Genomic DNA, 13,364 nt, shown 5'->3' with positions numbered 1-13,364 from the left:
ATTTCGTATTCGCTTCTCACATTCGCTGATCACACTCACTTTCTCATATTTGTTTCTCAGCAACATCAGCTTGGTAATGCAAGCAGCCCCCTCAACAGACATACCCGCTATCATACTGTTATTAAACAGTAAAATTTACATAGTCTTTACACAAAAGTGGGATCTGCGCTCTTGATGCACTATTTAAGAATAATTATCATTCGCCGAAATTATCCAAGGAAGAATGATATGTCCCGCTTTATCCGCCGTACTCGCAAAACAAGTCATACATCCGGTGCAGCTCTGTCTCCTAAACTGAGCCTGCTATCGCGCGCCATAGGCTTAAGCCTGTTGTTACCCGCTGCATGGGCAACTGCCGCAGTTCCCCAAGATGCCACGCCAGAAATGGAACGTATGGTGATCACAGCTACGCAAACTCAGCATTCGGAACTGTCGGCGCCCGCTTCTGTGTCTGTGATTAATCGCAGCGAACTCGAAGCGCTAGTGATTGACGATCTGGCCAGCGCAGTACGTTATTTACAGGGCGTGAATATCAGTGAAGGCACGCCCTATGGTCGCAATGAAATTAGCCTACGCGGACTGGATTCGGACTACACGCTGATCTTAATCAACGGCCGCCGAGTCAACTCCCGCGAAGCACTAACCTCCGGTTATGGCAACGATTTTGACTTGTCCTCTATTCCCATGTCTGCGATTGAGCGTATCGAAGTCGTGCGCGGGCCTATGTCATCCCTGTATGGCTCCGAAGCTTTAGGCGGTGTGGTTAACGTGATTTTGCGCCAACCCACTGACGACTGGCAGACCAGTGTAGGCGTGCAATACGATACGCCCACCAGCGGCAAAGGTGGCGACAGCACTAAGTACAATTTCTACACCAGCGGCGCGCTGATCAAAGATAAATTACTGGCAAACTTAATCATCGACAGCAATAAACGCGATGCATGGCGTTCAGACTTAAAACCCACCATTGATGCGTTAGAAGACAGAGATGAAATCAGTGCTCTCGCTAACCTGCAATGGTTGATTGATAGCCAGCAAGATCTGCAATTTGATTTAAGTTACGCCAATGACGAACGTGAATCAGATTGGAATAACTACGGCACTATCCTCACCAATAACCAACAAGCCGAGCGGATAAGCTCAGGTCTAACCCACAATGGCCACTGGAACTGGGGCGATACTCGCCTGCGCTATTACTATGAAAATGTTGAGGTAACTGACGACTCAGCGTTAATCGCCGAAATTGGTAATATCACCCAAACCAACCACAATCTCGACGGCCAAACCACAGTCCTGCTTGGGGATCACATGTTAACCAGCGGCGCAGAATACCGTTGGACTCAACTTGAAAACAGCCGTAACATTTTAGGCGATGGCACCTTAGACGACAGTCAATCGGCCTTGTATCTGCAAGATGAATTTAGCTTAGGCGAACTCAATATCACTTTGGGCGGGCGTGTCGATCACCACGATGTGTATGGCACCGAATTTAGCCCACGCATGTATTTAGTGTATAACTTAAGCTCTGAATGGGTGATCAAAGGCGGCGGTGGCAAAGCCTTTAAAGCGCCGAATATGTCACAGTCTCAAGCCGATTATATTATCCCCGCTTGTCGCGGCGCCTGTACTGTTGCGGGCAATCCCGATCTACAGGCCGAAACCTCAGTGAACTACGAGTTATCGACCCAATATCAAACCACAGATTTTGGTGGCTCGATCACCTACTTCCACAATGATGTAGAAAATAAAATCATCACAGAAACTTGGGATAGAACGCCCGGTGCAGTATTAACTTACCAAAACGTGAACGAAGCTAAGATCACTGGTTGGGAACTGCAGGCTTGGTACGATGTAAGTGACACGGTCAGCATTAGCGGTAATTACAGTAAAACCGATGCTGAAGATAAGCAAAATGGCTCGCCTTTTACCCTAACGCCGGATGACAGCTACAACCTTAAACTGCAATGGCAGGCATTGGAGGGCTTATCCACCTTTATCGCCTACCACTACACTGGCGATCAGTATCTACGCACCAATGTAAAATCAGAAGGTTATGGTTCACTCGACCTAGGGGCAAATTACCAAATTAATCCTATGTTCAGAGTCAAACTCGGCGTCACTAACCTAACGGATGCTGAGCGCGACCAAGTGGCTACCGATCTTGATTACATTCAAAAGAGCCGCAGTATTTATGCGGGCGTGACGGCAAGTTTCTAATAGCAATCAGCCACAGACATGGGTTTATCTAGGTAAAAACGGGCTTGCGAAACTATCGCAAGCCCGTTTTTTATGAATTCAGTTTTAAGCTGTCGAACTTTTAGAACACTTCCCCAAGCGAGCTGCCTTAAGGGATTTGTTTTAAGTGATCGGCTTTAAGGGAGCAGCTCTAAGGGATCTGTCTTAAAAATTCCAGCGCTTTATCTAGGTCACGGGTGCGCGCCATCGGCGGCAGTGAGTTTAAAAAGGCTTGGCCGTAATAGCGATTCACAATGCGATTATCACAAAGGATCAGCACACCACGATCTTTTTCATCACGAATAAGACGGCCAACACCTTGTTTCAGCGCAATAATCGCCTGAGGTAACGACACTTCAGTAAAGGAATCGAGTCCCTGACGACTCACATTATCGGCTCGGGCTCGATACAGGGGCTCATCGGGCGACACGAAAGGTAATTTGTCGATAATCACGCAGCTTAACAATTTGCCGCGCACATCCACCCCTTCCCAAAAACTACTGGTGCCGAGCAACACCGCATTGCCGAGTTGGCGAAACTTCGTCAGCAGACTCTGTTTACCCGCTTGGCCTTGTACCAGCAGCGGATACTGAGTGCGAGTTCGCAGTGCCAACGCTGCTTCTTCGAGCATTTTATGGCTAGTAAATAAAATAAAAGTCCGTCCCTGCGCTGCGTCTATCGCTTGCACGCACACCTCCACCAGCTGTTTTAATGCTTGCTGTTGATTGGTCACGCTGCCGAGTTGTCTCGGCACACAAAATACCGCTTGGCGGGGATAATCGAAGGGACTGTCGAGAATGCTTTGCTGAGCATCGACGATACCCATTTCTCTGGCGAAATGGGCAAGACTGCGGTTAACTTGCAAAGTTGCCGAGGTAAATATCCAGCTGGTTTCCGGCACAAATAACTGCTGGCACTCACGGGCAATATTGATGGGTGAAATTCGCAGCACCACAAAGCGACTACCAAATTCAATGCTGTAGGCCGCCAGATTATTATCGCAGTTAAAAAACACACTGAGCTTATTATTCAGCTCCGCCAACTTGATGGCAATATCATCTAACAATTCACTGCGGCCAATATGGGCCATTAATAAATTCTGCAGCGCAGTTAATTCCGCTAATAAATCCCATGACGCCGCCGCGAGCGCTTTATTGCCCAGCACTAAACGCCAGTCGGATTCACCGCAGGAATATAACTGATTATGCCAGTCACTTAATTTAGCGAGGCAACGCTGACAAAATTGGGCGAGTTGCCCCGTATCACTGAGTTCGGTTTGATAAATAGCGAGTAGCTTTTGAATAAAATCATCGATAGTGCGACTAGAACATTGCTGGCCAAAATAGTTAACGCAAATATCGGGTAATAAATGCGCTTCATCGAAAATCACCACGTCGGGATCGGGCAGTAACTCAGCAAAGCCCGTGTCTTTCAGTACGCTATCGGCAAAAAATAAATGGTGGTTAACCACAATAATTTTGGCATCCATGGCTCGGCTGCGCGCCTTGCGGGTAAAGCAGGCATCATAAAAATCGCAGCGCTTACCAATACAGCTTTCTTTAGTGCTGACCACGAGCGGCAGCGCCGAGGAATTCTCAGGTACTGAGGTTAAACCGCCAATATCACCATCTTTACAGGTGCTAGCCCACTGATTGATTTTCAACAAATCATCCAATAAACGCGCATCGATATGTGTCGCCTCGCTCATTTGCTTATCGAGTCGCCACTGGCACAGATAATTATTGCGCCCCTTAAGCAGCGCCAGTTTGGGCTCAATTCCCAACATGGCAACCAGCGCGGGTAAATCTTTAAAAAACAACTGCTCTTGCAGATTTTTACTGCCGGTACTGACGATAACTTGCTTACCGCTCAATATCGCGGGGATCAAATATGCAAAGGTTTTACCCACCCCTGTGCCCGCCTCAATCACCACATTACTCTTCGCCGCTATCGCCTCACTCACTTGCTGCGCCATCTGCATTTGGCTTGTTCGCGCACTAAACCCTTGAATGTGCTTAGACAATACTCCATCGGGCAAAAATGCGCGTTGCACTTCGCCCGCGAGTCGGCTCACCGCAGCAGCGCCTTTTGAGGCAGCAGGCTTAGCCACTATTTCTTTAGAGGGTGCATGCTTTGATGTCGGTTGGCGGGAGCGAGTCAAAGGGAGAATCAATCCTTTATCAAGGTGTTAGGGATCGTTATAAAACAATGTAGTCAGGCCACACTATAAGCTGCTGCGGGCTGCTGAGCGAGTGCATTGTGATGACTTTAATTAACCACAAGCACTGGTTAGTACCGCAAGCCGCGGCCGTAAACGATAGCGTTAAGCTTAACGGCTCGAAGCATTATGCTGATTTAAGATAAGACTACAAGTTAGCAAGGATAATTTCGCGGGTTCTTTCCCTCGCGCCATACATGAGCCGCCATTTAAAGCTGTTCATTTTATGGGTCGTCAGTTTTGATACAAAGCTCCCAAAACAAGATATTTGAGTACGCGCAGCATTAATTGCCATTGTTTCCCCAGTGACTCGCCATAAACTCGTCGCTGAAGGCTCGACGGCGGCATATATGGATATATTCACGGCGTGTCACAGGAATGACTGTGCTTAATGATTACATTGACTTCACGACTTTCTCGGTCATTGGAACAGATTACGCTGATACTAGTTCGGCACGACTTACCAACACATTTCGGCCCACTTTAAACATTCCGCCAACAAATATGCTCGATCGCTTTATTTAGCGATAACCCTCTGCCTTTCACAAAAACGCATAAATATTCTCATTTAATTCAAAATTGCTGTTGCAAAGGCTCATAAAAGCGGTTAGTTTAAATCCACTTATACGGATAGACGTCCGTAACAACGCATTCAACGCTTCACTGTATTTCGAGCAGTTGAGCCAATAAAGCTAAATACCGAGAGAGTAAAATGAGCCCACTACTGAACGCTATCCACCACCATCACCACCATATGCGGTAGCCTTCGGACGCTCACTGCCGGAGGACTATATCCTTCTGGCGGACTGATTCAAGATGATCATAAACCCCTGGAAGGAATTCCGGGGGTTTTTTGCATTTAGGCGTTAATTTTGGTTTTAATTTTGATTCTAATTTAAATAGAAATTTTAGGTATTTTATAACTTATCAATACGTTAGCTAGAGCTCTTAGCTAGAGCCCATTGAACGGCAAGGCGTATTAAACCGATTAAACAACACATTTTGAATCTTTTAATTTTGATACTTTTGAGCGAGATAACACTATGACTGAATCGAACCGTTTACGCATCGCCATCCAAAAATCTGGCCGTCTTTCTACTGACTCTCAGCAACTGCTAAAAAGCTGTGGTGTTAAATTTTCCATTAATGAACAACGCCTTATCGCTCATGCTGACAATATGCCTATCGATTTACTGCGCGTTCGTGATGATGATATCCCAGGACTGGTGATGGATGGTGTGGTTGATATGGGGATTATCGGTGAAAACGTGCTCGAAGAAGAACAAATCGAGCGTCAAACACTTAACAAGCCCGCAGATTGCCTCAAACTGCGTCAGTTAGATTTTGGCTCATGTCGCCTCTCGTTAGCCGTACCAACAGAATTCAGTTACGCCGATGCCTCCTCTTTAGAAGGATTACGCATCGCCACTTCTTACCCGAACCTACTGCGCCGTTTTATGCAACAAAAAGGCATAACTTATCGCGACTGTATGTTAAAAGGCTCGGTTGAAGTCGCCCCACGTGCCGGCCTTGCCGATGGAATTTGTGATCTCGTGTCCACGGGCGCCACCTTAGAAGCCAACGGCTTATACGAAACCGAAGTGATTTACCGCTCTATGGCCTGCATCATTCAATCGACCCAAACCCAAACGCCGACTAAACAAGCACTCATCGACAAAATTCTGTCCCGCGTCAATGGCGTTATCCGCGCCCGTGAGAGCAAATACATCCTGCTGCACGCGCCAACCGAAACCTTAGATCAAATCGTCGCCCTGCTGCCCGGCGCTGAAAACCCAACCGTATTGCCATTAAATGATGATACTAACCGCGTTGCTATCCACGCCGTCAGTACCGAAGATTTGTTTTGGGATACCATGGAACAGCTGACCGCACTCGGTGCCAGCTCGATTCTGGTCATGCCAATCGAAAAAATGATGGGGTAATGTATGGAAATCCTAACTTGGTCAACCTTATCAACCACCGAGCAGAAAACGGCGCTGAAACGCTCGCCCTTAATTGGTGATAGCGGCTTAGAGCAAAGCGTTCGCGCCATTCTCGATGCGGTGGCGACGCGGGGTGATGCCGCCATTCAAGAATTTAATCAAAAATTTGATGGCTTCAATAGCGCTAAGATTGGTGAACTCCGTATGGGCGAAGCCGAAATAGCTGCGGCAAGCGCACGGGTATCGCCAGAGCTGAAAGCGGCGATATCCAAAGCCATGGCGAACATAGATGTGTTTCACAGCGCCCAGCAATTTCGCCCGATTGATATGGAAACCGAGGCGGGAGTACGCTGCGAGCTACGTAGCGAACCGATTGAAAAAGTGGGTTTATATATCCCTGGTGGCAGCGCACCATTAATTTCTACCGTGATGATGCTTGCCCTGCCCGCCAAGATCGCAGGCTGCGAACAAAGAGTATTGGTCAGTCCACCGCCGATCAACGATGCCATTATCTATGCCGCCAATGCCTGCGGGATCACTGAAATCTATCAAGTGGGCGGCGCGCAGGCCATTGCGGCACTGGCCTTCGGCACGGAAACGATTCCGGCAGTTGATAAGATTTTTGGTCCTGGTAACCGCTATGTGACTGAAGCTAAGCGCTTAGTGTCACAGGATGGTCGCTGCACTGTGTGTATCGATATGCCGGCAGGTCCTTCTGAGGTGTTAGTGATTGCCGATAGTGACGCCAATTGCGAATTTATCGCCGCCGATTTGCTTTCACAAGCGGAGCACGGCCCTGATTCACAAGTGATTTTAGTGACGGATTCGCAAGCTATCGCCGATGGCGTGAATGACGCATTGACGAGACAACTCGCTGTCCTGCCACGTCAAGATATCGCGGCAACGGCGCTACTGAGCAGTCGCACTTTTGTTGTTGACGATATGCTGCAAGCCGCGCAGGTTTCCAATCAATATGGGCCTGAGCACTTAATCATTCAAACGCGCTTTCCCCGTGAGGTGCTGAAAAACATTCGCGCCGCTGGCTCAGTGTTTTTAGGCGCTTATACGCCTGAATCTGTTGGCGATTATGCCAGTGGCACCAACCACGTGCTGCCGACTTACGGTTACAGCCGCGCCGTGTCGAGCCTGTCATTAGCAGACTTTAGCCGCCGCTTTACCGTGCAGGAACTCAGCGCTAAGGGCTTAATCGGATTGGGGCAAGCGGTCATGACGTTAGCCAGTAACGAATTGCTCGATGCGCACAAAAATGCCGTCGCAGTGCGTTTAGCTAGCCTAGAGAAATGATCCGCTTAATGAGATGTGAGTGAAGAAAATGAGCCAAGTGAGCAGCATGGAAAAAACAGCAGAACCCGCAGTATTAGCGTTAAATTTAGCCGAGCGCCTAGCGCGCCCTGAGTTACTGGATTTAACGCCCTACCAGAGTGCCCGCAGGCTGGGCGGTCGTGGTGATATTTGGATCAATGCCAACGAATCACCCTTCAATAATATCGATACCGCAGCGCTCGATTTATCAAAATTGAATCGTTACCCAGAATGCCAACCGCCGCAGCTTATCAATGCCTACAGCGAATACAGCGGCGTAAGCGCCAGCAAGATAGTCGCCAGCCGCGGCGCCGATGAAGCGATTGAACTGTTAATTCGCGCCTTTTGTATACCAGGCGTCGACAGCATTGCCTGCTTTGGCCCGACGTACGGCATGTATGCCATCAGCGCGAACACCTTTAATGTGGGCGTTAAAGCGTTAAATCTCAGTGCCGAATATGGCTTGCCGACAAGCTATGCCGAGGACGTTCGCGGCGCAAAACTGGTGTTTATCTGCAATCCCAATAATCCGACCGGGACTGTGATCGACAAAGCCATTATCGAGCAAGCAATCAAAGCCCTGCCCGACGTGCTTGTGGTGATCGATGAGGCCTATATTGAGTTTTGCCCTGAATACAACGTGGCGGATTTACTGGAAAGCTATCCGAATCTAGTGGTACTGCGCACCCTATCAAAAGCTTTTGCGCTCGCCGGAGCACGCTGTGGTTTTATGCTGGCAAATGAGGCCGTAGTCGAAATCATTATGCGCGTAATTGCGCCCTATCCTGTGCCGCTACCCGTGAGTGAAGTCGCCACGCAGGCACTATCAAGCGCTGGCGTTGCGCGGATGAAAGTGCAAGTTGCTGAATTAAATGAGCAAGGCGCCAGACTCACAGCGGCGATCAGCGCTTATTGTTCAAAATCGAATAGCTCAAATTCTCGCGCACGCGTGCTTAAGCCTAACGGCAATTATGTGCTGGCTGAATTTGATGATGTCGCCAAGGTCGCAGCGTTACTGCAAGGAAGCGGTGTTGTCGCCCGCGCCTACAAAGACCCAAGGCTTGCCAAGGCTATCCGCTTTAGCTTTAGTTCAAAGGCGGATACCGATGTGTTAGTGAATTTATTTGAATCGCAACACACTGAGCAGCCACCAGAAACGAATAATAAGTAACTGAACATAAAAACTAATAAAACCAATAAAAAGCGAATGCCGCGCTGAAGGTAAAATCAGCTTAAGCATTGGCTAAACGAATTGAATTTGAAGGTAGAGCCATGAACCCACAATTTATCCCGAACGTTGCACAAAAAATTCTGTTTATCGACCGCGATGGCACCTTGATTGAAGAACCCGTCACCGACAAACAGGTCGATACTCTGGCTAAATTAGTGTTTGAGCCACAGGTGATCCCCGCTTTGCTACGTCTGCAAAAGGCGGGATTTCGTTTAGTCATGGTCAGCAATCAAGACGGCCTTGGCACACCGTCTTTCCCGCAGGAAGATTTCGACGCGCCCCACAATATGATGATGCAAATCCTCAAAAGCCAAGGGGTTAACTTCGAAGATGTGGTGATTTGCCCGCACTTTAACGATGAAAATTGCAGCTGCCGTAAACCTAAGCTTGGGCTAGTAAAAGACTATCTCACCCAAGGCTGCATCGATTTCACCCAATCAGCTGTGATTGGTGATCGCGAAACCGATGTGGAGCTGGGCAATGCCATGGGCATTAAAAGCCTGAAATATCAACGCGACACTTTAGGTTGGAACGCCATCGCCGATGCGCTGCTCAATAAAGGCCGCACCGCGACGGTCGTTCGCACCACCAAAGAAACCGATATTCGTGTGACTGTGGACCTCGACAGTTCAGTCAAAGGCAAAATCGACACTGGCATTGGCTTTTTCGATCATATGCTCGATCAAATTGCCACCCACGGTAATTTTAGAATGGATGTGAAAGTCGATGGCGATTTAGAAATCGACGATCACCACAGCGTCGAAGACACTGCGCTAGCCATAGGTGATGCCCTGCGCCAAGCGCTCGGTGACAAACGCGGCATTGCCCGTTTCGGCTTTAGTCTGCCGATGGACGAAGCCAAGGGCGAATGCCTGCTGGATATATCTGGCCGTCCTTTTATCAAGTTTTCAGCCGATTTTGAACGTGAGCACGTAGGTGAAATGGCCACAGAAATGGTGCCACACTTCTTCCGCTCCTTTGCCGATGGCCTGCGCTGTACGCTGCATGTGTCGACGCAGGGCGATAACGATCACCACAAGGTTGAAGCCCTGTTTAAAGTGCTCGGCCGCGCGCTACGCCAAGCAGTTAAAGTCGAAGGCGATATTCTGCCATCGAGCAAAGGCGTGCTTTAAGGCATCAGCATAAATCGTTTAAGAGGTTAGGATGCAACAAGACACTCTATTAACAGCTGGTCAGCAATTAACAGCTAGCCCGCAATTAACAGCAAATGAATCGCCAGATGCAGAAACCGTCATCATAGATACGGGCTGCGCCAATTTAAGCTCAGTACGTTTCGCCTTCGAGCGTTTAGGCGCTAAGGTATTGGTCACTGACGATAAAGCTAAAATCAAAGCGGCAAAACGTGTGGTCCTGCCGGGTGTAGGCACAGCGGGTGTCGCCATGGCGTCCTTACATGAAAAAGGCTTGGTCGAACTCATTCAAGGCCTGACTCAACCTGTGCTGGGCGTGTGCCTTGGCATGCAAATGTTGGCGGCAATTTCTAAGGAGCGCGGCGGAAAAGGTCAAGACTGCGAGTGCTTAGGCATAATCCCAACCGACATTTGTGAACTGGATACGCAGTTACTTAAAGCTGAAAGCTTACCTTTGCCACACATGGGTTGGAACCAACTTAAGCTCACGACAAATTCACAAGGCGCCAACAGCCCTAACGTTCACCCGCTGTTTGCGGGTATTGAAGATGGCAGTTATGTGTATTTCGTCCACAGTTATCGCGCGCCGTTGAGTGAATTTACCTTAGCCGAATGTACCTATGGTGAAGGTTTTAGCGCCGCCATCGGCAAAGGCAACTTTATGGGCGTGCAGTTCCACCCCGAAAAAAGTGCCGCCGTGGGCGCGCAAATTCTGCGTAACTTTTTACAGATGGACGAGTTACAGATGAACAAAGCTCTGATGAACGAAGCGCTGCAAAGCAGCTCTGCTGATGGACAAGCGGGTGCAAATAAGGCTGACCAATGAATAAATTACTCATCAAAAAACCATTTATTAATAAATTACTTATAAACAAATCAACCAAGGATGTGAGCTTATGATTATTCCTGCAATTGATTTAATTGATGGCAATGTTGTCCGCCTTTATCAAGGTGATTACGGCCAGCAGACCACCTTTGATTTAAGTCCTTTGGCGCAGCTGCAATCCTACGAGGCTCAAGGCGCGAAGTGGTTGCATATCGTTGATTTAACAGGCGCAAAAGATCCCGCTAAACGCCAAACTCTCCTTATCAGTCAACTCGTGGCGGGACTAAACGTTAATATTCAAGTGGGCGGCGGCATTCGCACTGAAGAACAAGTCACTGAATTATTAAATATCGGCGTAAAACGTGTGGTAATTGGCTCGCTGGCAGTGAAAGAACCTGAGTTAGTTAAACAATGGTTTATCAAGTACGGCAGCGAGGCAATTTGCCTCGCTCTCGATGTCAATATCAACCAGAGCGGCGAGAAAATTGTCGCCGTATCCGGTTGGCAAAGTGGCGGTGGTAAGAGTTTAGAATCCCTTGTAGAAACCTTTAGCGCGGTCGGCTTAAAGCACGCGCTAGTGACTGACATTAGCCGTGACGGCACCTTAACGGGCGCAAATACCGCGCTTTATCAAGAAATTGCTGCAAGTTATCCCGATATCGCTTGGCAAGCCTCTGGCGGTATTGCGACCCTTGATGATGTTGCCGCCGTGCGTGATAGCGGCGCTGCGGGCATCATCATAGGCAAAGCCTTGCTTATCAATCAGTTTAACGTGGTGGAGGCAATCCAATGCTGGCCAAACGACTAGTCCCCTGTTTAGATGTGAAAGACGGTAAAGTAGTGAAAGGCGTGCAGTTTCGTAACCACGAAATTGTCGGTGATATCGTGCCCTTAGCCGCGCGTTATGCCGAAGAAGGCGCCGATGAGCTGGTATTTTATGACATTACCGCCAGCGCCCACGAACGTGTGGTCGATAAATCTTGGGTGAGCCGCGTGGCAGAGCAGATTGATATTCCCTTCTGCGTGGCAGGTGGCATTAAAACCATTAGCCAAGCCCGTGAATTATTAGCCTTTGGGGCGGATAAGATTTCGATTAACTCGCCCGCCTTAACCGATCCGAGTTTGATCTCGCGCCTGCAGGACGAGTTCGGCCGCCAGTGTATCGTGATTGGCATCGACTCCTTTTTCGATGCCACCAGCAACAGCTATAAGGTAAAGCAATTTACCGGCGATGAAGCGGCGACTAAGGATACGCAGTGGTTTACCCAAGACTGGGTTGAAGAAGTGCAAAAACGAGGTTGTGGTGAAATCGTGCTCAATGTGATGAACCAAGACGGCGTGCGCGGCGGCTACGATATCAAGCAGTTAAGCCTTGTTCGTGCCATCTGCGACGTGCCTTTAATTGCCTCTGGCGGCGCTGGAACTATGGCGCATTTCCGTGATGTGTTTATTGAAGCCAAGGTCGATGCGGCGCTGGCAGCGAGCGTATTCCACAAGGCGATTATCAACATCGGTGAGTTAAAAGCCTATTTAGCGGCCGAAGGCATTGCGATTAGGCGCTAGCGATTGCAATTAGACGCTCGCGGTCAATCGTTTATAGCGAGCTAATGCCGCCTACCGATACAGTAAGAGCATGAGTAAAAGCTAGCAACCACAATACGTCGCTAAAAAGTATCAACAAATTAAGAGTGAACACTATGTCAACGCAAACAAACACTAAAGCGGATTTTAGCGAGCTGGATTGGGACAAACAGGATGGACTTATTCCTGCCGTGATCCAAAATCACTTATCGGGCAAGGTATTAATGCTCGGTTATATGGATAAGGCCGCGCTGGAAAAAACCTTAAGCACAGGTGATGTCACCTTTTTCAGCCGCTCAAAACAGCGTTTATGGACTAAGGGTGAAACCTCGGGCAATACCCTAAAGTTGGTGGCTATCGATAAGGACTGCGATAACGACAGCCTGTTAGTGCAAGTGATCCCTAATGGCCCAACCTGCCACAAAGGCACCGAAAGTTGCTGGTTAGATGACAATGCGCACCCATTTTTGAACAATCTCGCCAGCTTAATCACCTCGCGTAAAGGGCAAAGTGCCGATTCCAGCTATACAGCGTCTTTATTTGCGCGCGGCACTAAACGTATCGCCCAAAAGGTCGGGGAAGAAGGTCTTGAAACCGCCCTTGCCGCTGCGACACACGATAAGGAAGAACTGGTTAACGAAGCCTCAGATCTTATCTATCACTTGCTGGTATTGCTTGAAGATCAAAACTTAAGCCTCAGTGATATCACAGCAAACTTGCTGGCAAGACATGAAAAGGCGCTGCAGAGCAAAGCATAAACAGCTTACTGACTCTGATTTCATGCTAGTCACTGACATCTAGAAATGCCGCACACTTAAGCCAAGTCTGCGGCATTTTTTATCTTGCCATAAATCTA

General features: G+C 48.6%; 10 protein-coding genes. 9 read left to right on the top strand and 1 reads right to left on the bottom strand.

Annotated features, from left to right (window positions below; translation table 11 throughout):
* Positions 1 to 228: 228 nt before the first annotated feature.
* Positions 229 to 2,217, top strand: a complete 1,989-nt coding sequence (locus Q4Q46_RS11345; RefSeq protein ID WP_311905984.1) for a TonB-dependent receptor domain-containing protein — start codon at positions 229 to 231, stop codon at positions 2,215 to 2,217.
* Between the two features lie 169 nt (positions 2,218 to 2,386).
* On the opposite strand, the gene yoaA is transcribed toward Q4Q46_RS11345, so the two are convergent.
* Positions 2,387 to 4,396 (bottom strand): DNA repair helicase YoaA, encoded by a 2,010-nt coding sequence (gene yoaA / locus Q4Q46_RS11340; protein WP_311905983.1) that lies wholly within the window; start codon positions 4,394 to 4,396, stop codon positions 2,387 to 2,389.
* Between the two features lie 1,100 nt (positions 4,397 to 5,496).
* Here yoaA and hisG point away from each other — a divergent pair.
* The 8 genes from hisG to hisIE all read left to right on the top strand — a co-directional run bounded on the left by hisG (position 5,497) and on the right by hisIE (position 13,266).
* A complete protein-coding gene (hisG, locus tag Q4Q46_RS11335; RefSeq protein WP_006086295.1) occupies positions 5,497 to 6,396 on the top strand; it encodes an ATP phosphoribosyltransferase in 900 nt (299 codons plus the stop codon).
* 3 nt (positions 6,397 to 6,399) lie between these two features.
* The gene (hisD, locus tag Q4Q46_RS11330; protein WP_311905982.1) at positions 6,400 to 7,701 is read left to right on the top strand and encodes a histidinol dehydrogenase; all 1,302 of its coding nucleotides are present in this window, start codon (positions 6,400 to 6,402) and stop codon (positions 7,699 to 7,701) included.
* Positions 7,702 to 7,729: 28 nt separating this feature from the next.
* Entirely contained in the window at positions 7,730 to 8,890 is a 1,161-nt protein-coding gene (hisC, locus tag Q4Q46_RS11325) for a histidinol-phosphate transaminase (protein WP_311906017.1), read from the top strand.
* A 101-nt stretch (positions 8,891 to 8,991) separates the two neighbouring features.
* Positions 8,992 to 10,083, top strand: coding sequence for a bifunctional histidinol-phosphatase/imidazoleglycerol-phosphate dehydratase HisB (gene hisB, locus Q4Q46_RS11320; RefSeq protein WP_311905981.1), 1,092 nt, complete (start codon positions 8,992 to 8,994; stop codon positions 10,081 to 10,083).
* A 31-nt stretch (positions 10,084 to 10,114) separates the two neighbouring features.
* Positions 10,115 to 10,927 (top strand): imidazole glycerol phosphate synthase subunit HisH, encoded by an 813-nt coding sequence (gene hisH, locus Q4Q46_RS11315; RefSeq protein ID WP_311905980.1) that lies wholly within the window; start codon positions 10,115 to 10,117, stop codon positions 10,925 to 10,927.
* Between the two features lie 70 nt (positions 10,928 to 10,997).
* Positions 10,998 to 11,735 carry a 1-(5-phosphoribosyl)-5-[(5-phosphoribosylamino)methylideneamino]imidazole-4-carboxamide isomerase gene (gene hisA, locus Q4Q46_RS11310; RefSeq protein ID WP_311905979.1) on the top strand — a complete coding sequence of 246 codons (738 nt, stop codon included), beginning with the start codon at positions 10,998 to 11,000 and terminating at the stop codon, positions 11,733 to 11,735.
* Positions 11,717 to 12,490: an imidazole glycerol phosphate synthase subunit HisF gene (gene hisF / locus Q4Q46_RS11305; RefSeq protein ID WP_006081894.1), complete on the top strand. Its 774-nt coding sequence runs from the start codon at positions 11,717 to 11,719 to the stop codon at positions 12,488 to 12,490. Before hisA ends, hisF begins: the two co-directional genes overlap by 19 nt.
* Before the next feature lie 134 nt (positions 12,491 to 12,624).
* Complete coding sequence (gene hisIE, locus Q4Q46_RS11300; RefSeq protein WP_259561207.1) at positions 12,625 to 13,266, top strand: bifunctional phosphoribosyl-AMP cyclohydrolase/phosphoribosyl-ATP diphosphatase HisIE; 642 nt, start codon at positions 12,625 to 12,627, stop codon at positions 13,264 to 13,266.
* Positions 13,267 to 13,364 lie beyond the last annotated feature (98 nt).

The organism is Shewanella vaxholmensis, assembly GCF_031932135.1.
Lineage (GTDB): Bacteria > Pseudomonadota > Gammaproteobacteria > Enterobacterales > Shewanellaceae > Shewanella > Shewanella hafniensis.
Note: the sequence above shows the minus strand (reverse complement) of the source record. Positions and strands in the feature narration are given on the sequence as shown.